Here is a 20,612-nt window from a genome sequence, read left to right as displayed (position 1 = left end):
GCAGCGGCGGTGGGAAGCCGGCCGCGAGAGAGGGTGTGGATACTGTGTCGAGCGTGGTGGAAAAGGCCCGAACCGCGGTCCTCGTGGACTTCGGCGGGGTCATCACCTCCAGTGTGTTGCGGGCGTTCACCGACTTCGGCGCCTCACTCGGCGGCGACCCGCGCCTGCCGCTGGACCTCCTCAGCCGGGACCAGCCATCGCGCATCCTCCTGGCCGACCATGAGTGCGGCCGTATCGACGCCGGAGCCTTCGAACGAGGATTCGCCGAACGTCTCCGTGCCCACGGCGCCGACGTACCCGCCGAGGGGCTCACGGCTCGGATGCAAGCCGGAATGTCGATCGACCAGGACATGCTCGCCCTGCTCGGTGATCTTCGCGCCGCCGGGTATCCCGTTGCGCTGGTATCCAATTCTTTCGGGACCGGAACCTACGATGGCGTCGACCTCGCCGCTGTGGCCGACGCGGTCGTCATCTCCGCCGAGGTCGGGATCCGCAAGCCTTCCCGGCGGATTTACGCGATCGCATGTGAACGACTCGGCGTCTCCCCCGAGGAGGCAGTCATGATCGACGATCTGCGGCAGAACCTCGACGGAGCGGCGCGGATCGGAATCGGGGGTGTGCTTCACACCGGTGCCGCCGACACCCGCCGCCAACTCGCCGAAGGCTTCAGGATCAGCGCCTGACCGATCGACCGCATGGACTCGGCAACCAGGACATCAAGGTAGGCGAGGCGGGCTATCTGGGGCGCCGGGCAGGGCGTCGGGGCGGTCGAGGCCGTACTTCCCGCGGCAGCGGTCGTCGAGCGTCTCGCAGGTGAGTACGCGGAGGCGAAGGGTCGGTTTCAGCGCATATGACGGTGTGCGCCGCAAGCGCACCACACAACTGAGTGCCGCTGTCAGCGAGTACCGGCGACTTGGCCTGAGCGGCGTCGCCTCCGGGGACCGCTCCGGGTCCGTCCGCGAGCGCCGCGCGCACCTGTCCAGTTCATGACTCTGGCGTCGGATTCAAGTACCCTTTCGGCGATGGATACCACTGCGCCCGAGGAGAATTACAGCGAGAAGGCACCGCCGATGGCGCCCCTCTCGTCACTTCGCGAGCTGCCGACGACAAAGCGCGGAGCGCGGACACGCGCCGCTTTGGTGAAGGCCGCGCGGAAGGTGTTCGAGCGGGACGGCTACCTCGACTCCCGCCTGGCCGACATCGCCAAAGAGGCCCAATGCGCGGCGGGATCCTTCTACACCTACTTCGCCGGCAAGGAAGAGGTGCTTGCCGCCGTCTTGCTGGAGGCGCAGGAGGACATGATGCACCCGGGCATGGGCCGGGTGCAGGGTACCGACGATCCGTATGCGGTACTCGAGGCGAGCAATCGCGCGTATCTCGAGGCATATAAACGGAACGCGAGGCTGATGGCACTGCTTGAGCAGGTCGCACAAGTGGAGCCGGAGTTCCGTAGGTTCCGAAGCCGGCGCGCGGATGCGTTCATCCACCGCAACGCCCGCGGCATCGCCGACCTGCAGGCGCGGGGTGTCGCAGACCGTCAGGTCGATCCGATGATGGCCTCCCGTGCGCTGTCGGGCATGGTCAGCGTCATGGCCTACAGCGCCTTCGTGCGCGGCGAAGAACAAGAGGAAGGTACGCCGGTGGACTTCGAGGAGCTCGTCTCCACGGTCACCCGGCTCTGGGCGAACGCCCTGCGGTTCCCCGGCCACCGCTGATCCGGCAATAGCGCCGGCCGGGGCGGAGCCGCCGTCTCCCGTTCGACGATCCTGGACTCCGGCGCCCGCAGCGGCGACGGATCAGGTTGCGTGAGCCTCCACGCTCGGCCACCTCACTCACCACACCCTGGGTGCCGCCGGGTTCCGCTCTCCTTCCCCTCTCCTCCACGGATGTGACGGCGCGCGCAGACGGATGGGTAAGCCGACAGGTCAGGGGCGGGGAACGGCACCTGGCCGTACCCGTCGTCGAGGCTGCGCAGCCGTCGAACGTCAGCAGTTGCGACGACACGGCCGCCGGCCGGGCCGTGTTCGGTGAGCTGCTCCTACCCCTGGGACAGGCGAAGGGCAGCGATGCCCGCCTTGAATTCTTTGTCCGCACTCCAGTGGGGTGAGGCTGCCTGCTCCGCGTGGTGATGCGCTCCAGATAGTTGAACTTGACGTCGGATTCAATTATACAGGGTGGAGACCACGGTCACCTCATCTCGGGGGTCGTGGCCCGGCACCGCACGCCCCGCCATGGAGAGGTTCGCTGTGAACGTTGCACAAAGGGTTGCCATCGTCACCGGTGGCGGAGGCGGCATCGGCGGCGCGCTGGTCGCACGGCTCGCTCGCGAGGGTGCCCGGGTCGTCGTCGCCGACCTCGACGCGGACACCGCGCGGGCGGTATCGGCGTCAGTCAACGCCGACCATCCGGGAAGCACCGTGAGCGCGGGCGCGGACGTGTCGGACACCCCACAGATCGAGCAGTTGATCGCTCTGGCGGAAAGCGCGTTCGGTCCGGTCGACCTCTACTTCGCGAACGCGGGCATCGCCGGGGCACCCGGCCTGGATGCGAACGAGCAGGACTGGGACCTCTCGATCGACGTGAACCTGCGCGCCCACATCCGTGCGGCGACGCTGCTGGTGCCGCGGTGGCTCGAGCGCGGCGAGGGCTACTTCGTCAGCACCGCCTCGGCGGCCGGGCTGCTCACCCAGATCGGCTCCGCCACGTACGCCGTCACCAAGCACGCGGCCGTCGGCTTCGCCGAATGGCTGAGTGTCACCTACGGCGATCGCGGGGTCCATGTCAGCTGTCTGTGCCCGATGGGGGTGAACACCAACATGCTGTCCCTGGGGAAGGACTCCGGGGACGCCCTGGGGCGAGCCGCCACGCAGGCCGTCACGTCCGCCGGTGACGTCCTCGAGCCGGCCGAGGTCGCCAACGCCGTCCTGGCCGCGATCGAGGACGAGCGCTTCCTGATCCTGCCGCACGAAGAGGTTCTGGACATGTACCGGCACAAGGGCTCGGACTACGACCGGTGGCTGCGCGGGATGCGCCGCTACCAGAACTCCCTGCCGGCGCAGTCATGACCGGCGCGCCCGACGAACTCGTCCTCGCCGAACACCGCGGGCCCGTGCTGGTGCTCACGTTCAACCGGCCCGCCAAGCTGAACGCCTGGACCGACGAGCTCGGCGTACGCGCCGGCGTGGCCGGGGCCGATTTCGTCGAAGGCGTGGCCAGTCACCTCGACAAGCGCACACCGAGTTTTCCCTCCCTACCCGTCAGGAGTTGAGATGTCCCTGTTCGAGACGTCGGACCGCGCCAAGAAGTACCAGGCGGATCTGCTCGAGTTCATGGATTCGCACATCTACCCCGCTGAAGCGGTCTACGACGAGCAGATGCGCGCGTCGGGTGACCCGAACTTCCATCCGCCGATCATCGAGGACCTCAAGGTGGAGGCGCGGGGGCGCGGACTGTGGAACCTCTTCCACCCGCACGCGGAGTGGGGCCCGGGGCTGACGAATCTGGAGTACGCGCCGCTTGCGGAGATCATGGGGCGCAGCCACATCGCCTCCGAGGCGTGCAACTGCAACGCTCCCGACACCGGCAACATGGAGGTGCTCACACGCTTCGGCAGCGACGAGCACAAGGAGAAGTACCTGAGGCCCCTGCTCGACGGGACGATGGCCTCGGCGTTCGCGATGACCGAGCCGCGTGTCGCCAGTTCCGACGCCACCAATATCGAGTTGCGGATGGAGCGCGACGGCGACGAGTACGTGCTCAACGGCCGTAAGTGGTTCGCGTCCAATGCCATGCACCGTAATTGCAAGGTGCTCATCGTCATGGGGAAGACAGATCCCACCGCTGCCCCGCACCGGCAGCAGTCGATGATGGTCGTCCCGATCGACGCCCCCGGGGTCACGGTGATGCGCGGGCTGCCGGTGTTCGGCTACCAGGACCGTGAGGGGCACGCCGAAATCGATTTCACCGACGTACGGGTGCCGGCCAAGGACGTACTCAAGGGCGAGGGTGAGGGTTTCGCGATCAGCCAGGCCCGGCTCGGGCCCGGTCGTATCCACCACTGCATGCGAGCGATCGGCGCGGCCGAGCGGGCGCTTGAGCTGATGTGCCGGCGCGCGCAGTCACGGGTGACATTCGGTAGTCCGGTTGCCGAACGGTCCAATGTCCAGGACTGGATAGCGGAAGCGCGTATCGACATCGAGATGATCCGCCTCCTCACGCTGAAGGCCGCGTATCTGATGGACACGGTCGGGAACAAGGAAGCGCGCACCGAGATCGCGGCCATCAAGGTGGCCGCCCCGAACATCGCGTTGAAGATCGTCGACCGCGCGATTCAGGTGCACGGGGGAGCAGGAGTGACCGACGACTTCCCGTTGGCGATGATGTATGCGGGTCTGCGGACATTGCGGCTGGCGGACGGTCCCGACGAGGTCCACAAGAGGGCCATCGCCAGACAGGAACTGCGGCAGTACCGCGACGCGGCCACGGCAGCGGTGAGCTGAGATGGCAGGACTCGATCTCACCGGTCGCACCGCCGTCGTCACCGGCGCCTCGCGCGGTATAGGGCTGGCGATTGCCCAGGCCCTCGCCGCGGTCGGCGCAAACGTCGTCCTCACCGCCCGGTCCCAGGTGGCGGCGGACGCCGCCGCGGCCCAGGTCAAGGGCACAGCGGTCGGCGTCGGTGCGCACGCCGTCGACGAAGAGGCGGCTCAGCGCTGTGTGGATCTGGCGCTTGAGCGCTTCGGAAGCCTGGACATCCTCGTCAACAACGCGGGGACCAACCCGGCCTTCGGGCCGGTCATCGACCAGGACCACGGTCGGTTCGCCAAGACCTTCGACGTGAACCTGTGGGCTCCCGTCCTGTGGACGGGGCTGGCCACGCGGGCCTGGATGGGCGAGCACGGCGGGGCGGTCGTCAACACCGCGTCGGTCGGCGGCATGGCCTTCGAGGCGAACATCGGGTTGTACAACGCCTCGAAGGCCGCACTGATCCATCTCACCAAGCAACTGGCCCTGGAACTCTCGCCGAAGGTTCGCGTCAACGCGGTGGCACCGGGTGTGGTCCGCACGAAGCTGGCCGAGGCGCTGTGGAAGGAGCACGAGCAGGCCCTGTCTGCCTCGACGGCGCTCGGGCGCATAGGGGAGCCTGCCGACATCGCCTCCGCGGTCGCCTTTCTCGTCTCGGACGCCGCGAGTTGGATCACCGGCGAGACCATGGTGATCGACGGCGGGCAACTCCTCGGTGACGCGCTCCCGTTCAGGCAAGGAGCCGGCATCGGTGTCTAGCGCGGACATCGTCGGAGTCGACGCCGGGGCGGTGAGCCGCTGGCTCGAGACCCTCGGCGTCGACTTCGCCGGGCCACTGACCTTTGACCGGATCGGGCTCGGTCAGTCGAATCTGACCTACTTGGTACGGGACCAGGACGACCGCAGGTGGGTGCTGCGGCGCCCACCGCTGGGTCGCCTGTTGGCGTCGGCGCACGACGTGGCTCGCGAGGCGCGGATTCTGACCGCGCTGGAGGGCACCGCCGTCCCGACCCCGCGGGTGCTCGGGCTGACCGCTGATCCCGCCGTGACCGACGTCCCGCTGCTGCTCATGGAGTTCGTGGACGGCCAGGTCGTCGACACGATGCCGATCGCGCAGTCGTTGACGCCGGAGCGCCGCCGGGCGATCGGGATGTCCTTGCCGCGGACGCTGGCGAAGATCCACGCGGTCGATCTCGAGGCGACCGGGCTGACCGGACTGGCCAGCCACAAGCCGTATGCGCAGCGTCAGCTCAAGCGGTGGACGGGCCAGTGGGAGAAGTCCAGGACCCGCGAGCTGCCCGCCCTCGAGGACCTCACCCGGCGCCTTGTCGCCGCCGTCCCGGAGCAATGCGAACTGACGCTCGTACACGGCGATTTCCATCTGCGCAACGTCATCACCTCTTACGACAGCGGGGAGGTGACCGCGGCGCTCGACTGGGAGTTGTCGACGCTCGGGGATCCGTTGGCGGACATGGGCAGCCTGCTGGCGTACTGGCCGGAACCGGGAGAGGAGGAGACCGGGGGCGATTTCGCCGCCTCCGTCCTCGACGGCTTCCCGGACCGTGCCGAGCTCGCTCAGGTGTACCTGACCGAAACGGACCGGGACCCGGCGGCACTGAAATTCTGGCATGTGCTGGGCCTGTGGAAGGTGGCTGTGATTGGTGAAGGCGTGATGAGGCGAGCGATCGATGAACCGAAGAACAAGAGCGCGACAGGCACGCCCACCGTGGAACGCATCGATGCGCTCGTGGACAACGCATGTCGAATCGCTGACGAAGCCGGGATCTGAGGAGGAGTAGTAATGGGCTCTTCCGCCCAGAGCTCGGCGGTGCTGTTCGAGCGACGCGAACACAACGGCATCATCACGTTGAACCGGCCGGAGGCGATGAATGCGGTGAACGCTCGACCTGGGAAGCGTCGGCGAGGTGCCGCCGATCACCGGTGCCGCGAAGGAGTACGGCTTCAAGGTTGTCGCCGTCAATCGCTCGCCGGTCCGGCGTGGGCCGGTGCCGGTGCCGGTCATTCTCAGGATCGGTGAGCCCGGGGGTTCTGGGCATGGCACCTGTTTGTGGCGCGGGGGTGCGGTGGCCCACGGGCGTGCTGCGGAAGGATCGCGGCATGAGGCAACGACAGGCGGTGACGGTCGGGGTCGACCTTGCTGCGAGTGCACGGCGTACGGCTGTGTGCCGGGTGGTCTGGGGCGGCGTGGACAGCTTGGCGGCGGAGTTCGTCGTGCCCGAGGGGGATGAGGATCTGCTGGCGGTTGTCCGGGCGGCCGACAAGACCGGCCTCGACTGCCCTCTTGGCTGGCCGTCGAGCTTCGTGGCAACGGTCCTGGCCCACCACCGGGGCCTGCGGCTGCCGCCCCCCGTCAGGTTCGAGGAGCGTGCGGACGGGAGGCCCGGTCTGGATGCGCTGCGATTCAGGTTCACCGACGACCTCACATGGAAGGCGACCTCGATGCGGCCTCCGCTGTCGGTGTCCACCGATCTTCTGGGTGTCGTGGCGCTGCGAGCGGCTTATCTGCTGGATGCCCTCGCGGCGATCGGTGCCCCTGTGCCCAGGGACGGGTCGGGACCAATCGCCGAGGTCTACCCCGCTGCCGCACTGCGGCGGTGGGGGATTCGCCTTCCTGGTAGCTACAAGAGCGCCACGCCCGAAGCGCGTGCCGTCCGAGAGCACATCGTCGGCTCGGTCGAGGCGGGCTTGGGGTTGGCCCTCCCCGAGGCGGTGCGCGGGCAGTGTGTCAACAGCCACGACCATCTCGACGCGTTGGTCTGTGCCCTGGTTGCTCGCGCCGTCCTGGTCGGGGACACTTTGTGGCCGCGTTCTCCGGACGAGCGCGCGGCCGCTGGGCAGGAGGGCTGGATCCACCTGCCCGGTACGGATCTGGCGGCCCTCCGCCACTGACGGCTCAATTGGGGTTGCACTAACGGAGTTTCGCGGACACGAACAAGAACAACCCGAACCGCCAGGTGCGGCTGAGCTTCCTCGGTTGATCAAGATCGCCCTGGGGGTGGCCGCCGATTCTCCTTACGCTCGTGCGGAGCAGGACTTGTGCGGAGCAGGAGAAGGATTTGCGCGGTCGAGGAGGTGCACGCCAAGCCGAGCGGACAGCCCCGCTGCCGCAACACGGCGGGCTTCGGCACCGCCAGGATGTATCTGACCCTGCTTCAGGATCACCTTGACGCTCTGTCAGGTGCGAGGCGTCCGACAGTCCGTCAGCGTCGCCCCCCAGGTCAGTCGGGCGGTGGGACGAGATCACCGCGCAGCCGCCGAGCGCGAAGCACCAGCTCCAGTTCGAAGCGGCGGTCCGGGTCGTCCAGGTCCTCGCCCCACAACTCACGGAGCTGTCTCAGCCGGTAGCGCACGGTCTGCGGGTGGACTCCGAGCCGGGCGGCCACCTCCGGCGTGCCGCCCCGCGTTTCCAGCCAGGCCAGCAGGGTCTCGGCGAGACGGTGGGCGTGCGCCGGGCCGCCACACTCGTCCAACTGGGCGAGCCGCCGCCGCGCCAGCTCGTCGATCAGCTCCCCTGCGGGCAGCAGCACCAGGGCTTCGACATGCTCACCGCAGTGCAGGAGCCGCCCTTGCGGCAGCAGGCCCTGCTCGATCATCCCGACGGCGGTCTCCGCCCAGCGCAGCGACGTGGCGGCCTCCGCCAGGGGAACCGACGGGCCGATCGCGCCGGACCAGTTGGCCATCGCCCGGTGCAGCAACTCCGCGCGCCCGGGGGCCTCCGGGTCCGGCACCACCATGCGCGGGTGCTCGCCCTCCATGTCGAGCAGCACCTCGACGCCCACGGCGGGGGCGACAGCCTCTGGGGCGGGGCGGAGCAGCACGGCCACCGCCACCTTTTCGGGCAGTTGCCAGCCGACGCCGGCCGCGCGGTCAGCGAGGAAAGCGGACGGATCCGTGCGGTGCTCGGCGAGCAGGAGCTCGACGAGTTGTCGTTGCAGGCGCAGCCGCTCCCCGGCCTGGCGGGCGACGGCCTCGGCGTAGCCGCGTACCGACTGGGCCACCATGACGTCGAGGTACTCGAACGCGGACTCGGCGAGTTCGTACATGGCTGCGGGCGGGATGTCGACCTGCTGGCCGATCTCCGCCATACGCCGCCAGGAAAGGCGTACGCCCAGCCGGTAGATCCCCTGCAAGGAGTCCAGGCTGCGCCCCTGCGTGACTTCGCCGCGCCCGAAGTCCTGGAACATCTCGGGAAGGGCGCGCGGCCGGTCCGACCCCGTGGTCATCTGCTCCAGGAAGAGCTCCAGCGCGTGCCGGATCGCCACCAGGGCCTTCGGCTCTCCGGACTCGTCGGCGATGAACGCCAGACCCGGATATTCCCGTCGGATCGCGGCGAGGATGTCCTGTGCAAGATCGGGGACCTGCTCCAGGGCTCGGTCGGCGAACCGCTGAATCCGTTCTCGTGGCACGTCGTGCCACGCTGACGATGCTGCCACAGCGCCTTCTCCCGGACGTCCGGTCCGCATGCCGCTCGATCAGCGGGCCTGGATCTTCACAAACCTAGCCCGCGCTGGGGCTCGGTGTGCTGGACGTCCCGTTGGCGGGAGGGTCGGGGAACGTGACGAGCGGCACATTCTGCTGCTCGGGTGTGACATTGAGGGCCGCGACGATTCCGAAGGCGGCGCCTGTGGCCAGGACGGCGGAGGCGACGCAGGTCAGGAAGGCGGCGAGCAGTCTGGGCATGAGGGTGATTGGCCTCTCTGTCGATGAGGTTGTCACCCAGCGCGCCGGCCCGGTCCGGCGCGATCAGTATGCGAGTCGCATTGACAGGTGGTCAAGCTCCGCCTAATTTCGCCGGTCACAGCGCTGTTACTCCCGGGTACGCCACTCCTCGGCCCGGACAGCCTGAGATCCGTGCGTGTGACCCCTTCCTGCACAGTCCACGTACGCCCCGCACATCCCGCCCGCATTGGAGTACCCGCATGCGCCGTTCACCGTCGCGTTGGTCCCTGATTCTGCTGGGTACTGGCGTTTTTCTGCTGGTACTCACTCAGCTGCTCGTCTGGTACGTGGAGCCGCGTGCCAAGCGCACGCCGACCGACGTGAACTCCACGACGGTCTTCAGCGGTGAGGGTAGTTATTTCGACACCGGATCCGTCTCCACGGTGGACGGCCAGACGATAACGATCACCCGTCGGGTGCTGGGCGACGTCGCCGGCAGCGAGCGCAGCGGAAACGCGATCTGGGACGTTTCGACACAGATCGACACGCCGAAGACGCTGCCGCTGGCCGACCCGCGGAAATCCCTGCAGTGGACCACGGAACGCTGGGTCACCGACCGCCGGACGAACCTGCCGGTGCGCTGCTGCGAGGAGAAGCCCAGGTTCGAGGGCGAGGCCTACCTGAAGTTCCCGTTCGACGTCGAGAAGCGCGTTTACACCTGGTGGGACAGCACCCTGGGTGCCGCCGTGCCGCTGGAGTTCAAGGGCACCACCAAGATCCGCGGCCACCGGGGCTACCTCTTCGTCGGCACCGTCGCGGCCACCGCCACCGGCACCCGTCAGGTGCCCGGCGTGCTGGTGGGCCGCCCGCAGGGCCAGGTGCTCGCCGAGGAGTGGTACTCCAACGCGGGGATCGAGCTGACGGTGGACCAGCGCACGGGCCGGATCATGAACGCGGCGATCGCGCCGACGAAGACGCTGCGGGCCCCGGGTTCGAAGAAGGACGCGATCACCCTGCTGTCCAGTAAGCGGCTGGAGTTCACCGAGGCGACCCGGCGCGAGCAGGTGACGCTGGCCTCGGACGACGGCAGTCGGCTGAAGGTGCTCGGCGAGACGGCGCCCGTTGTGGGCGGGATCGCGGGCGGTCTGCTCGCCGCCGCCGGCGTGCTGATGCTCATCCGTGGCCGTCGGCGGACGGAACACTCAGACAAGTGATGAAAGTGGGCCGCCAACCAGCCCAAACTTGTCACCCGCGTGAGTAGTGGAACGAATCACTCGAACGAACACTTGGGTTACCCCGCAGTAGAACTAGTGATTCCGGTTCGTGCCAGGCTCCCACTCTCAGGAGTCTGCCACCGGCCCGATGCTCACACACATCGACCGCACATCCCGGTCGGCACCGTCCCGGCAGTACCCCCCACACCGAGCCAGCCCAGCGCTTCACCCCCGGAAGCCCGGCAATCCCTCACCCGCCTGCCCCCGCAGCCGCCGAGTGGAGCACCTCTATGCCCCAGCACGCGTCCGCTCTGGCCTCCGGCCAGGAGGACTCCGTCCCCGCTCAAGCCCGCACCGGCAGCCCAGCCACCAACTCGCTCGCCGATGACCCGCACATCGCACCCGTCGCGGAACCTCTGCCGCGCCGGATCACCTTCCTCGCCCGCCGTGACCTGGGCAACCAGGCCGCCGGCGGCTCGGAACTGCTCATCGACCGGATAGCCGGCGGTCTGACGGCCGGCGGCCACGAGGTCACGCTCGTGTGTGGCGGCCCGGCCGCAGAACGCGACTACCGGGTGGTCTCCGCAGGCGGTGACGCAGGACACTTCCTGCGCGCCAGGAAGACCTTCGCCCGCGAGGTCGGCGACTGCGACCTGCTGGTCGAGGTGTGCAACGGCATGCCGTACCTGGCGCCGCTGTGGCACCGCGGACCGACGTTGTGCCTGGTCAACCATGTGCACACCGATCTTTGGCAGATGCGTTACCCGGGCCCGGCGGCCCGGCTCGGCCGCAGGCTGGAGCACTGGGCGCTGGCAGGCACCCACCGCGCAAACCTGATGGTGGCCGTCTCCGAGTCGACCGCCTCCGAGCTTCGCGGCATCGGCGTGGCCGCGGACCGTATCCGGATCGTCAACAACGGCGTCGAAGACCCCGGCGTGCTGCTGCCCGAGGCGAAGGAACCGCTGTTCCTGGCCGTCGGACGGCTGGTGGAGTACAAGCGCATCGATCTGCTCCTGCGGCTGTGGGAGCGGGTCCGTCCGGTCACCGGCGGTCGGCTCGTCATCGTCGGTGACGGCCCCGAGCGGGAGCGGCTGGAAGCCATGGCCGGCCCCGGTGTGACGTTCGCCGGCCGGGTGTCGGAGGCCGAGAAGCACCGGCTGATGTGCGAGGCGTGGCTGCTGTTGCACCCCTCCCTCGTCGAGGGCTGGGGGCTGGTCGTCACCGAGGCCGCCGCCCGGGCCACTCCCGCAGTCGGTTTCGACATACCGGGCCTGTGCGACTCCATCGAGGACGGAGAGACCGGGGTGCTGGCCCGGGGCGAGAGTTCGTTCGCCGCCGCGTGGTGCACTCTGTCCCTCAGTGCCCACCGGCGCGCAGCCATGGGACGTGCCGCCGCGCGTCGCGCCAAGCGTTTCCGCTGGAGATCGACGGTCCGTCAGTTCCAGGCGGTCGCCGCCGAGGCCGCTGCGCTCGCCGCCGCCCCGGGACGCGGGAGGTGAGCGGCCATTTTTGATGTCACCGAACGCGCGTTCAAGGATCCGTCGCTGCGGCGATCGGCCACCCTCTTCCGGGCGTTCATGCGCGAACAGAGCGACCCCGAGCAGTGCTACACCCTGCTGGCCCGTGACTCGGTCTCACAAGTGGCACGTCACATCGACCTGCCCGGCAAGATCGTCGTCGACATCGGCGGCGGCAGCGGCCACTTCACCGAGGAGTTCCGCCGCCACGGCGCGCAGAGCTACCTCTTCGAGCCCGACCTGCGGGAGCTGAGCGCCCGCGGCCCGGTGACCGAGGACGCGGTGCTCGCCGACGGCTATCTGCTGCCGCTCGCCGACGGCGCGGCGGACGTGTGCTTCTCGTCCAATGTGCTGGAGCACGTGTCGGACCCGCAGACGTTCATCAGCGAGATGGTGCGGGTCACCCGCCCCGGCGGACTGATCTACCTGTCGTTCACCAACTGGCTCTCCCCCTGGGGAGGTCACGAGACAGCGCCGTGGCACTACCTCGGGGCCGCCCGGGCCCGCGAACGCTACGAACGGCGCACCGGCCACGAGGCCAAGCACACGGTCGGCGAAAACCTGTTCCCCGTCCATATCGGTCACACCCTGCGGCACGTCCGCGGCCGCGACGACGTGCAAATCGTCACGGCGCGGTCCCGTTACTGGCCATTCTTCGCGAGCACGATCACCCGGGTGCCGGGACTCCGCGAGATCGCCACCTGGAATCTGCTGCTGATTCTCAGGCGAAGCCCATGAGCAAGCGAAGCGAGGAACGGTCATGACCACTACGGTCCAGGCGCCCACCCGGGCGCCGCAGCCCGGCGCGACGCCGTCCGAGGCGTCCGGGGCGCCGCGCGGACGACGTCTGCTTTTCGGCTTCTGGGGCGTCGTGCTGGTGTCCTTCCTCGCGGTGTCACCGGGGAAGATGACGTTCGAGACCAAGCTCGGCGTCGCCCTCGACCCGTGGCGCTTCCTCGGCGACCTCGGTTCGCTGTGGAACGGCAACGCGGGCCTCGGCGGCATAGCCAACCAGTACATCGGCTACGCCTTCCCGGCGCTCCCTTACTACGCGTTCATGGACCTGCTGCAGGTGCCGGTGTGGCTGGCCGAGCGGCTCTGGCTGTCGATCATCGTGACCGCCGCCTTCTGGGGTGCGCTCAGGCTCGCCGAACGGCTGCATGTGGGCACGCCCGCGACACGGCTGCTCGGTGCGGTGGTATACGCGCTGTGGCCCACCTTCACGATCGTCATCGGCTCGACCTCCGCCGCCGCGCTGCCCGGTGCCCTGCTGCCCTGGGTGCTGCTGCCGCTGACCTCTGCGGCGCTGAGCCCCCGTATGGCCGCCGCACGTTCGGCCATGCTGATCCCCTTCATGGGTGGCGTGAACGCCGCCTCGACGCTGGCCGCGCTGCTGCCCGTGGGTCTGTACCTGCTCAGCCGCCCGGCCGGCCGGCGTCGGCGCGCGCTGCTGGGCTGGTGGATACCGGGCGTCGTGCTGGCCACCGTGTGGTGGGTGGTGCCGCTGTTCCTGCTCGCCATCCACGGCGAGAACTTCATGCCGTACGTCGAGCAGGCCGAGACCACCACCGCCACCATGTCCGCGACCGAGCTGCTGCGCGGCGCCGGCAACTGGGTGGCGTATCTCAACTTCGGTGAGGCATGGCTGCCGGCCGGCTGGACCGTCGCGGCCTCCGTCATCACCGTCCTGGGTTCGGCGTTCGCCGCCGCACTGGGGCTGGCGGGCCTGGCCCGCCGGGACCTGCCGGAGCGCCGCTGGCTGCTGTTGACCGTCCTGGCCGTCGTCCTGATGACGCTGGCCGGGTACGGCGGCGCCTTCGGCGGTCCGTTCCACGGTGTCGTGCAGGAGTGGTTGAACGGGTCGCTGAAGCCCTTCCGCAACATCTACAAGTTCCAGCCGGGACTGGCCCTCGCGCTCGCCCTCGGCCTGGCCCACCTGACGGCTGTGTTCTCCGTGGGCAGAAGTCCTCGCGCACTTCCCGGTCGCCGCTGGGCGCCCGCAGTGGTGGCGGTGCTGGTACTGCCCGGCCTGGCCCTGCCGTACCTCAATGGCTCGATCCTGCAGCCCGGCGCCTTCACCAAGCTGCCCACCCACTGGGAGAAGGCTGCGGACTGGCTCAAGGACAACGCCCCGAACAGCCGGGCCGTGGTCGTACCGGCGACGGCGCACGGCATCTACACCTGGGGTTCCCCCATCGACCAGCCGTTCGACGTGCTGGCCGAAACGCCCTGGGCACAGCGTGACTTCGTCCCCTTCGGTACACCCGGTTCACGCCGTGCGACGGACGCCGTCGAGCAGGCGCTGCTGTCCGGCACCGAGGTTCCGGGCCTTCAGGCGTACCTGGCACGGGCCGGCATGCACGAAGTGGTCGTGCGTAATGACCTCGACCCCGACCAGATCGGTTATGTACCGCCGCAGACGGTGAAACGGACCTTGGAATCGTCCGGCTACAGCAAGGTCGCAGGGTTCGGCCCGCTCGTGACCGGCGGGCGCATCGCCGCCGACACCCCGCTGCAGGTGCAGGGGCTGTATCCGCGGCTCCAGTCCGTGGAGATCTATCAGCCGCAGGACCGCGACAGGCGTCCCGCCAGGGTCGGTGTGTCGACCGTGGCCGACACGGCCGTGGTCAGTGGCGGACCCGAGGCGCTGCTCCAGCTGTCGGCCGATCCCTCGATGGCCGGCCGGCCGGCCGTACTGGCCGGGGACCGTCTTCCCAAGGGCGTCACCGCACCGGTGAAGGCCGTCGCGGACGGGCTGCGCCGAGCCGACACCCGGTTCGGCCTGGTCAACAACAACACCTCGTACACGTACACCCCGGACGAGCGCAATCACTCCGGCAGCCTGCAGAACCCGGGCGAGAAGCCCAAGCAGATCCTGCCGTCGCAGGGCACCGATCACCAGACGACGGCCGACCTGCGCGGCGCGACGTCCGTGACGGCCTCCAGCAGCGGCAACTGGCTGTTCCACCTGCCGCAGTACGACCCGGTGAACGCCTTCGACGGCAACCCGGACACCGCGTGGGCCGAGGGCAGCCCGGGCAAGCCGGCCGGTCAGTGGCTCAAGGTGGACTTCTCCGGGCCGACCGACGTCCCGGCCTCCATCCAGCTGACGCCCCTCCCGGGCGACAGCATGCGCGCTGCGCCCACGCGGGTGCGGATCGAGACCGACCGCGGTTCGGCCGAAAGCCCGCTGCAGACGAACGGCCAGCCGCAGACCGTCAAGGCGCCCGTCGGCGAGGCCTCCTGGATGAAGATCACCGTCCTTGCCGCGCAGCAGGCGCGGCCGGGCCTGTCCGGGGCCGGCTTCTCCGAGGTGTCGATCCCGGATGTGCAGGTGACGCGCATGCTGGCGCTGCCCGCCGACGCGAAGCGCACCGACGCGGAGGCGACCGTTTACTCCCTGCACCGCGGCACCGACGCGGGCGGCTTGTCGCCCGTATCGGCCGAGGTGGGACTGCACCGGCAGTTCAGCACCCAGGAAGCGGGCGAGTACAAGGTGTCGGCGCGAGCCGTCGCCGTGCCCGGCGGCCCGTTGGACGAACTGCTGGACCTTTCGGCTCCGGGATCGAGGAACCGGGTGACGGCCTCCGCGGATTCCACCAGCCGCAACGGCCTGTCACTCAGCGCCCGCAACCTGGTCGACGGTGATCTGACGACCGCCTGGATCGCGGGCGACCGGCCGGTCGTCCACCTGAGCTGGCCCAAGAAGAAGAAGGTTGACGAGATCATCCTGGCTGCGGCGGGCGGGGTGTCCACCCGGCCCGAGCAGGTGCTGATCAGCTCGCCGCACGGCGCCGCGACGGCTGAAGTGGACGAGAACGGGCGGGTGCGCTTCCCGGAGATCGAGACGAACCGGCTCGACATCACCGTCAGCAGGGTCGCCCCGCTCACCGTCCACAATCCGGTGGCGAACGCGCAGTTGCAGCTGCCGGTCGGGCTCAGTGAGGTCCACGTTCCCGCGCTGGCCGACCTGCGGGTGCCGCCTCCGAAGCCGTCCGCGCGCTTCTCGCTGCCGTGCGGTGAGGGCCCGGACCTTGCCGTCGGCGGCGTCCTGCACAAGACGAAGGCCTCCGGATCCGTCCGGGACCTCACCGAGCGGCGTCCCGTCACCGTCGCACTCTGCGCGGGAGAGGAAAAGGACGGCACCCTGGACCTTCCGGTCGGAAAGCACGAGGTGGAGGCGGGTGACGCGGGTCCGCTGGCGATCAGCGACGTCACTCTGACCCACGGCACCCCGCAGAAGATCGCGGGAGCGGCGGGCCGCGAGGCCACCGTCACCAAGTGGACCGACGACAGCCGGACCGTGTCGGTCTCGGCCGGCTCCGGCGAGGCCACGTACCTGCAGACCTACGAGAACGCCAACGACGGCTGGAAGGCCACCCTGTACGGCACGGAGCTGGAGTCGGTGCGGCTCGACGGCTGGCAGCAGGCCTGGGTGGTCCCGGACGGGGCGTTCGGCACGGTGAAGCTGGAGTTCGAGCCCTCCAGGCCGTACCGGGCCGCCCTGATCGGCGGTGTGATCGCGCTCGCCGCGCTGGCCGCACTGGCCTTCGTGGGCCGCAGGCGCAACGTCGGAGGAAGAGACGAGGAGCTGCCCGAACCGGCGGCCCCCGGGATGCTGCTCGGGACGCTGGCGCTGACCGCCGTCGTCGCGGTGGCGGCGGGTCCGCTGGCCCTGGTGGTGCCCGTACTCGCCGTGGCGGCCCGGTTCCGGCCGGCCGTCCTGGTGCCGACCGCCGCGGTGGCGATGGCCGGAGCGGGCATCGCCGCGGCCGTCGGCGCCGGGGAGCCGGCTGCCGCCGGGCAAGGCGCGTTCAGCGCCTTCGCCCAGGTACTGGCACTGGTGGCCCTGTCCGCCGCCTTGGTGACGGCGGTGAGCCCGGCGTCCGCGGCCGCCGGTCGGGAAGACGATGGCGGTGCCGACGCGCCGGAAGCCGGACCGATGGTCACGGCCCAGCAGGGAAGCACGGGCGACGGGGACTGGCCCGAGCCGCCCCCTCGGTATCCGGGAGGCGGTGGCCCGTCATGACCTCGTCGCGGACCGCCGCCGGGTGGGGGACCGCAACCCATCCCGGCGGGGTCCGGCTTCCCTTTCCGATCATCGATGAGGTGTCGCGGCACTGCCTCAGTGACGACGAGCCGGAGACCGTACATGTCGAGGTCCATCTGCCCGGACGGCTGGACCCGGCACGGTTGCGGACCGCGTTCCGGCGGGCGCTGCTGACGCACCCCCGGGTGCTGATGCGGGAAGTGCCCGGCCGCCGGCACCGGCAGTCCTTCGCGTGGGAGCTGACTGGCGAACCGGACAGCGACCCGGTGAGCTTCGCGCGGCCGGGACCTGACGCGTTGGGCCGCGCCCGCGCGCGAGCCCTGACCCAATGCCCGTCACTGGCCCTGTCGCCGCCGATGCGCCTGGAAGTCATCGAGGTGGACGGGGGAGCGGCCGCCGGTGAGCCGCCGGAGGCGGGCGTGCCGGGGGCGACCCGGACCGTGCTGCTGCTGACGATGCATCACACGGCCCTCGACGCTGGGTCCGGGCTGCGGGTGCTCGCCACGACCGCGGAACTGTACGGCGGCTCGGCCGCTCTCCCCGTCCCCGGGCCGGTTCGGCTGGACCCCTCGGGGCCGCCCCCGGCCGCGACCGACGGCACGGGCCGCGCGGTGCGCGCGCGGCCCGTGCGAGTCGCGCCGGACTCCCGCCCCGAGCCGGTGCGCGCCCGCGCCGCGGGCAACGGCATGCTGCAGGCGGAACTGCCCGTTCCGCCGCGTGTGGGCCGGACCGGCGGGCTCGCGCCGTGGACCGTCAACGACCAACTGCTGGTCGCGGCGTCACTGATGGTGGGCCGCTGGAACGTCTCGCAGGGCAGGCCGGCCGGTCCGGTGCGGATCACCATGCCCGTCGACGACCGTCCGCGCGGCAGAGAGATGCCGATGGGGAACGGAACCCGGCTCGTCGAGGTGGCCATGACCTCCGAGGACCCGCGCGACACGGACCTGCTGCTCGGTGAGCGGCCGGACCTGGCGGCCGTGGCCCGGTTGCTGGGCACCACCGCTCGGCGCACCCGCGCGCTGAAGTCGGCCCAGGGCGCGCCGCTGGGTTCCGGGGCGAGCCTGTTGACCGCGCGGCTGCTGCCGGTCGGAATCCGGGGCGCGCTCACCCGTGGCGCGCGGCGGGCGGCGGCGCCCTGGACGTCGACGGCGCTGGTCACCAATATCGGACGCGTTCCGTACTCGCTGGACTTCGGTGACGCCGGCCGGGCGATAGCCGTGTGGTTCTCCGCACCGGCGCGGATGCCGCGCGGGCTGAGCGTGGCGGCGGCTTCCACCGATGGGCGACTGCATGTGACGCTGCGCTGGTCGCGGGCGCTGCTCGGTGACGCAGCGGGCACGCACTTGGCAGGCTTGTTCGAGCAGTCGCTTTCGACGACGTCACAGGTCACCCGGGCCGGGTCGAACGCTTGGGGTTTTGGGCCGGAAGCCGACATTCCGGAGGTGGACGCCACCGCTCCGGACCCCGAGGCGCCCGGAGCTCGGGGCAAGGCATGCCGACCCGGCCGGCCGTACGACCGCGACGCATTGCGTCCGGACCCGACACCGGGTGGAGCCCGCTCCGCCCGGGAGAACCGTGAGAGGCCGTCATGACCCCCTCCTCCAACGGCTCCGCCGCCGGGAAATCGCCCGAGGCACCGGTGCATTCGCCGACCCGGCCCGTCCCCGGGCTGCGGGATTTCTACGAGGACCCCACCGTCCCCGTCGCCTCCGGCGAGGCCCGTAGTCTGCGCCAGGCCCGGATGCTGGCCGATGCGCTCGGGCCCGCCGGGCCCGGCCGCCCGGCCGCGACCGTGCTCGACGTGGGCTGCGGTGACGGCTCGGCGGCCGCGACCGCCGCCCGCGTACTGAACGGGCACCGCATCGTGGGAGTCGACTGGTCGCAGGACGCGCTGCGCCGGGCGGCGCCGCGTCTGAGCCAGGTCGTCCGCGGCGAGCTGACCGGCGGTGGGCTGCCGTTCGCCTCCGGCAGCGCCGATGCCGTGCTGTTCAGCGAGGTCGTCGAGCACCTCGTCGACCCCGACAGCGCCCTCGACGAACTGCACCGGGTGCTGCGACCCGGGGGGCATCTGATGCTCTCCACGCCGAACCTTGCCGCCTGGTACAACCGCGGGCTGCTGCTCGCCGGAGTCCAACCGGTGTTCTCCGAGGTGAGTCTGCGCCGCATCCACGGCAGGCCGGGCAGCCAGGTGGTGGGCCATCTGCGGCTGTACACGGCGCGCGCGCTGCGCGAGTTCGTGGCGGCGTCCGGGTTCGAGGTGGTGACGGTCGCCGGTGCGCCGTTCCACGGAGTGCCGCGCCCGCTCCGCCCGCTGGACCGCTTGGCCTGCCGACTGCCGTCCCTCGCCTCCATCCTCCTGGTTCACGCGAGGAAGGTGTAGCCCGTGGTGTGGGGAGTGGCCGCCGCACTGGCGGCGAACGTCCTGTACAGCACCGGCTTCGTCCTGGAGAAGCGGGCTCTGGCCGGCATGCCGCCGCTGAGCGCCGCACAGCCGGGCCGGGCCCTGCTCCTGCTGGCCGGCAGGCCCTTGTGGATCTGCGGGGCCACGGCGCTCGCCCTGGGGTTCGCCGCCCAACTGGCCGTCTACCGCACACTGCCGATCGCCGCCGCCCAGGGTCTGTTCCTGTCAGGGCTGGCCCTCCTGCTGGTGCTCTCGTCGGTGGTGCTCGGTGAGCGCCCCTCCGGCCGGGAGCAGCGCGCGGTGGCCGTCATCGGGCTGGCGCTGGTCATGGTGGTGTCCTCGCTGTACGAGAGCAGCGAGGAGATCAGCCGCAGCGCGCCCGCAGGTCTCCTGCTGGCACTGTGCGTGCCGACACTCGCGGCCGGACTGCTCCTGTACGCGGCCGCGGAACGGCGAGCCCGCCGGCGTCACCGGCAGCCGACCACCGGAGTGGCCTACGGGGTGGCGGTCGGTCTGCTGTACGGGGTCAGCTCGCTCGCCATCAAGGGCATCTCCGGGCACCTGGGCACCTCGGACCTCCAAGGCTCCGTGCCGGCACTGCTCGCCTCCCCCTACCCGTACCTTCTGGTGTTCACCGGGATCAGCGGACTGGTGCTGTCCCAGACCGCCCTGCAGCGCTGCCGCGCGTCGCTGATCGTCCCGGTCTGCTCGACGGTGACCTGCGTGTTCACCATCGTCAGCGGCACGATCGCGTTCGACGAGCCACTGCCCGAGGACCCGCTGCGGCTGCTGCTGCGCCTCGGCGGCACCGCGTTGGCCCTATCGGTCCTGCTCACCATGCCGCGACATGACGCGGACACCTCCACCTCTGAAGGAACCCGGCCATGAAGCCTGACAACCCGCTGCTGAAGATCCTCGCCTGCCCGCTCGACAAGGGTCCGCTGATCCTCGACGAGATCAGGGGCGCTCTTTACAATCCGCGCCTGCACCGCCGCTATCCGATCGTCGACGGCATCCCGCAACTGCTCCCCTCCTCCGGCGAGCCCGCCGTCGAGCAGGAACACGACGTACTGCCCGCCGAACTGCCCGACTCCGGCAGTTCGTGACCGTTGCTGCCGGACGGGGCGCTGTGGTGATCCTGATGAAGCTTGGTGATGACCGTGCGGTCCCGGTAGCCGAGCCGCCGGCACAACCAGCAGCCCGACCCGGCGCGTCCGGCCGCCGAG

At 70.1% G+C, this 20,612-nt stretch carries 18 protein-coding genes; 16 read left to right on the top strand and 2 right to left on the bottom strand.

All coding sequences use genetic code 11. From position 1 onward, the window contains the following. Positions 1-56: 56 nt before the first annotated feature. The 8 genes from J7E87_RS01255 to J7E87_RS01220 all read left to right on the top strand — a co-directional run bounded on the left by J7E87_RS01255 (position 57) and on the right by J7E87_RS01220 (position 7,434). Entirely contained in the window at positions 57-683 is a 627-nt protein-coding gene (locus J7E87_RS01255) for an HAD family phosphatase (RefSeq protein WP_308312802.1), read from the top strand. A gap of 339 nt (positions 684-1,022) precedes the next feature. Further along, positions 1,023-1,715, top strand: a complete 693-nt coding sequence (locus tag J7E87_RS01250; protein ID WP_215089043.1) for a TetR/AcrR family transcriptional regulator — start codon at positions 1,023-1,025, stop codon at positions 1,713-1,715. A 531-nt stretch (positions 1,716-2,246) separates the two neighbouring features. Further along, on the top strand, positions 2,247-3,065 hold the full coding sequence (locus J7E87_RS01245) for an SDR family oxidoreductase (RefSeq protein ID WP_308312801.1): 819 nt from the start codon (positions 2,247-2,249) through the stop codon (positions 3,063-3,065). Then, positions 3,062-3,268: a hypothetical protein gene (locus tag J7E87_RS01240; protein WP_215089041.1), complete on the top strand. Its 207-nt coding sequence runs from the start codon at positions 3,062-3,064 to the stop codon at positions 3,266-3,268. The genes J7E87_RS01245 and J7E87_RS01240 overlap by 4 nt, the downstream gene beginning before the upstream one ends. A gap of 1 nt (position 3,269) precedes the next feature. Next, entirely contained in the window at positions 3,270-4,499 is a 1,230-nt protein-coding gene (locus J7E87_RS01235) for an acyl-CoA dehydrogenase family protein (protein WP_215089040.1), read from the top strand. 1 nt (position 4,500) lies between these two features. Continuing rightward, a complete protein-coding gene (locus J7E87_RS01230; protein ID WP_215089039.1) occupies positions 4,501-5,283 on the top strand; it encodes an SDR family oxidoreductase in 783 nt (260 codons plus the stop codon). Next, entirely contained in the window at positions 5,276-6,313 is a 1,038-nt protein-coding gene (locus J7E87_RS01225) for a phosphotransferase family protein (protein WP_215089038.1), read from the top strand. Before J7E87_RS01230 ends, J7E87_RS01225 begins: the two co-directional genes overlap by 8 nt. A gap of 329 nt (positions 6,314-6,642) precedes the next feature. After that, positions 6,643-7,434, top strand: coding sequence for a DUF429 domain-containing protein (locus J7E87_RS01220; RefSeq protein WP_215089037.1), 792 nt, complete (start codon positions 6,643-6,645; stop codon positions 7,432-7,434). A gap of 329 nt (positions 7,435-7,763) precedes the next feature. Here J7E87_RS01220 and J7E87_RS01215 read toward each other — a convergent pair whose 3' ends face one another. After that, a complete protein-coding gene (locus tag J7E87_RS01215; protein WP_215089036.1) occupies positions 7,764-9,008 on the bottom strand; it encodes a CdaR family transcriptional regulator in 1,245 nt (414 codons plus the stop codon). 34 nt (positions 9,009-9,042) lie between these two features. Beyond that, the gene (locus J7E87_RS01210; RefSeq protein ID WP_175257004.1) at positions 9,043-9,225 is read right to left on the bottom strand and encodes a hypothetical protein; all 183 of its coding nucleotides are present in this window, start codon (positions 9,223-9,225) and stop codon (positions 9,043-9,045) included. Positions 9,226-9,464: 239 nt separating this feature from the next. Here J7E87_RS01210 and J7E87_RS01205 point away from each other — a divergent pair, with 239 nt between their 5' ends. From J7E87_RS01205 to J7E87_RS01170, 8 genes are all read left to right on the top strand, one after another. Then, complete coding sequence (locus J7E87_RS01205; protein ID WP_215089035.1) at positions 9,465-10,418, top strand: DUF3068 domain-containing protein; 954 nt, start codon at positions 9,465-9,467, stop codon at positions 10,416-10,418. A 290-nt stretch (positions 10,419-10,708) separates the two neighbouring features. Beyond that, positions 10,709-11,917 (top strand): glycosyltransferase family 4 protein, encoded by a 1,209-nt coding sequence (locus tag J7E87_RS01200; protein WP_215089034.1) that lies wholly within the window; start codon positions 10,709-10,711, stop codon positions 11,915-11,917. Between the two features lie 78 nt (positions 11,918-11,995). Further along, a complete protein-coding gene (locus J7E87_RS01195) occupies positions 11,996-12,673 on the top strand; it encodes a class I SAM-dependent methyltransferase (RefSeq protein WP_215089033.1) in 678 nt (225 codons plus the stop codon). A gap of 22 nt (positions 12,674-12,695) precedes the next feature. After that, positions 12,696-16,964: an alpha-(1->3)-arabinofuranosyltransferase family protein gene (locus J7E87_RS01190; RefSeq protein ID WP_215089032.1), complete on the top strand. Its 4,269-nt coding sequence runs from the start codon at positions 12,696-12,698 to the stop codon at positions 16,962-16,964. Continuing rightward, positions 16,961-18,577, top strand: coding sequence for a condensation protein (locus J7E87_RS01185; protein WP_215089031.1), 1,617 nt, complete (start codon positions 16,961-16,963; stop codon positions 18,575-18,577). Before J7E87_RS01190 ends, J7E87_RS01185 begins: the two co-directional genes overlap by 4 nt. Further along, on the top strand, positions 18,574-19,365 hold the full coding sequence (locus J7E87_RS01180) for a bifunctional 2-polyprenyl-6-hydroxyphenol methylase/3-demethylubiquinol 3-O-methyltransferase UbiG (protein ID WP_251016808.1): 792 nt from the start codon (positions 18,574-18,576) through the stop codon (positions 19,363-19,365). Before J7E87_RS01185 ends, J7E87_RS01180 begins: the two co-directional genes overlap by 4 nt. Before the next feature lie 3 nt (positions 19,366-19,368). Then, positions 19,369-20,274: a DMT family transporter gene (locus J7E87_RS01175; RefSeq protein ID WP_308312800.1), complete on the top strand. Its 906-nt coding sequence runs from the start codon at positions 19,369-19,371 to the stop codon at positions 20,272-20,274. Further along, positions 20,271-20,492 carry a Trm112 family protein gene (locus J7E87_RS01170; RefSeq protein WP_215089030.1) on the top strand — a complete coding sequence of 74 codons (222 nt, stop codon included), beginning with the start codon at positions 20,271-20,273 and terminating at the stop codon, positions 20,490-20,492. The genes J7E87_RS01175 and J7E87_RS01170 overlap by 4 nt, the downstream gene beginning before the upstream one ends. Positions 20,493-20,612: the final 120 nt, after the last annotated feature.

The sequence above is a fragment of the Streptomyces sp. ISL-1 genome (assembly GCF_018614585.1).
GTDB classification, from domain to species: domain Bacteria; phylum Actinomycetota; class Actinomycetes; order Streptomycetales; family Streptomycetaceae; genus Streptomyces; species Streptomyces maoxianensis.
Note: the sequence above shows the minus strand (reverse complement) of the source record. Positions and strands in the feature narration are given on the sequence as shown.

Bases quoted from the DNA above. Each gene is read 5' to 3' on its own strand.
- J7E87_RS01250 (WP_215089043.1), top strand. From the start codon at position 1,023: ATGGATACCACTGCGCCCGAGGAGAATTACAGCGAGAAGGCACCGCCG.
- J7E87_RS01240 (WP_215089041.1), top strand. From the start codon at position 3,062: ATGACCGGCGCGCCCGACGAACTCGTCCTCGCCGAACACCGCGGGCCC.
- J7E87_RS01235 (WP_215089040.1), top strand. From the start codon at position 3,270: ATGTCCCTGTTCGAGACGTCGGACCGCGCCAAGAAGTACCAGGCGGAT.
- J7E87_RS01230 (WP_215089039.1), top strand. From the start codon at position 4,501: ATGGCAGGACTCGATCTCACCGGTCGCACCGCCGTCGTCACCGGCGCC.
- J7E87_RS01220 (WP_215089037.1), top strand. From the start codon at position 6,643: ATGAGGCAACGACAGGCGGTGACGGTCGGGGTCGACCTTGCTGCGAGT.
- J7E87_RS01215 (WP_215089036.1), bottom strand. From the start codon at position 9,008: ATGCGGACCGGACGTCCGGGAGAAGGCGCTGTGGCAGCATCGTCAGCG.
- J7E87_RS01210 (WP_175257004.1), bottom strand. From the start codon at position 9,225: ATGCCCAGACTGCTCGCCGCCTTCCTGACCTGCGTCGCCTCCGCCGTC.
- J7E87_RS01205 (WP_215089035.1), top strand. From the start codon at position 9,465: ATGCGCCGTTCACCGTCGCGTTGGTCCCTGATTCTGCTGGGTACTGGC.
- J7E87_RS01200 (WP_215089034.1), top strand. From the start codon at position 10,709: ATGCCCCAGCACGCGTCCGCTCTGGCCTCCGGCCAGGAGGACTCCGTC.
- J7E87_RS01195 (WP_215089033.1), top strand. From the start codon at position 11,996: ATGCGCGAACAGAGCGACCCCGAGCAGTGCTACACCCTGCTGGCCCGT.
- J7E87_RS01190 (WP_215089032.1), top strand. From the start codon at position 12,696: ATGACCACTACGGTCCAGGCGCCCACCCGGGCGCCGCAGCCCGGCGCG.
- J7E87_RS01185 (WP_215089031.1), top strand. From the start codon at position 16,961: ATGACCTCGTCGCGGACCGCCGCCGGGTGGGGGACCGCAACCCATCCC.
- J7E87_RS01180 (WP_251016808.1), top strand. From the start codon at position 18,574: ATGACCCCCTCCTCCAACGGCTCCGCCGCCGGGAAATCGCCCGAGGCA.
- J7E87_RS01170 (WP_215089030.1), top strand. From the start codon at position 20,271: ATGAAGCCTGACAACCCGCTGCTGAAGATCCTCGCCTGCCCGCTCGAC.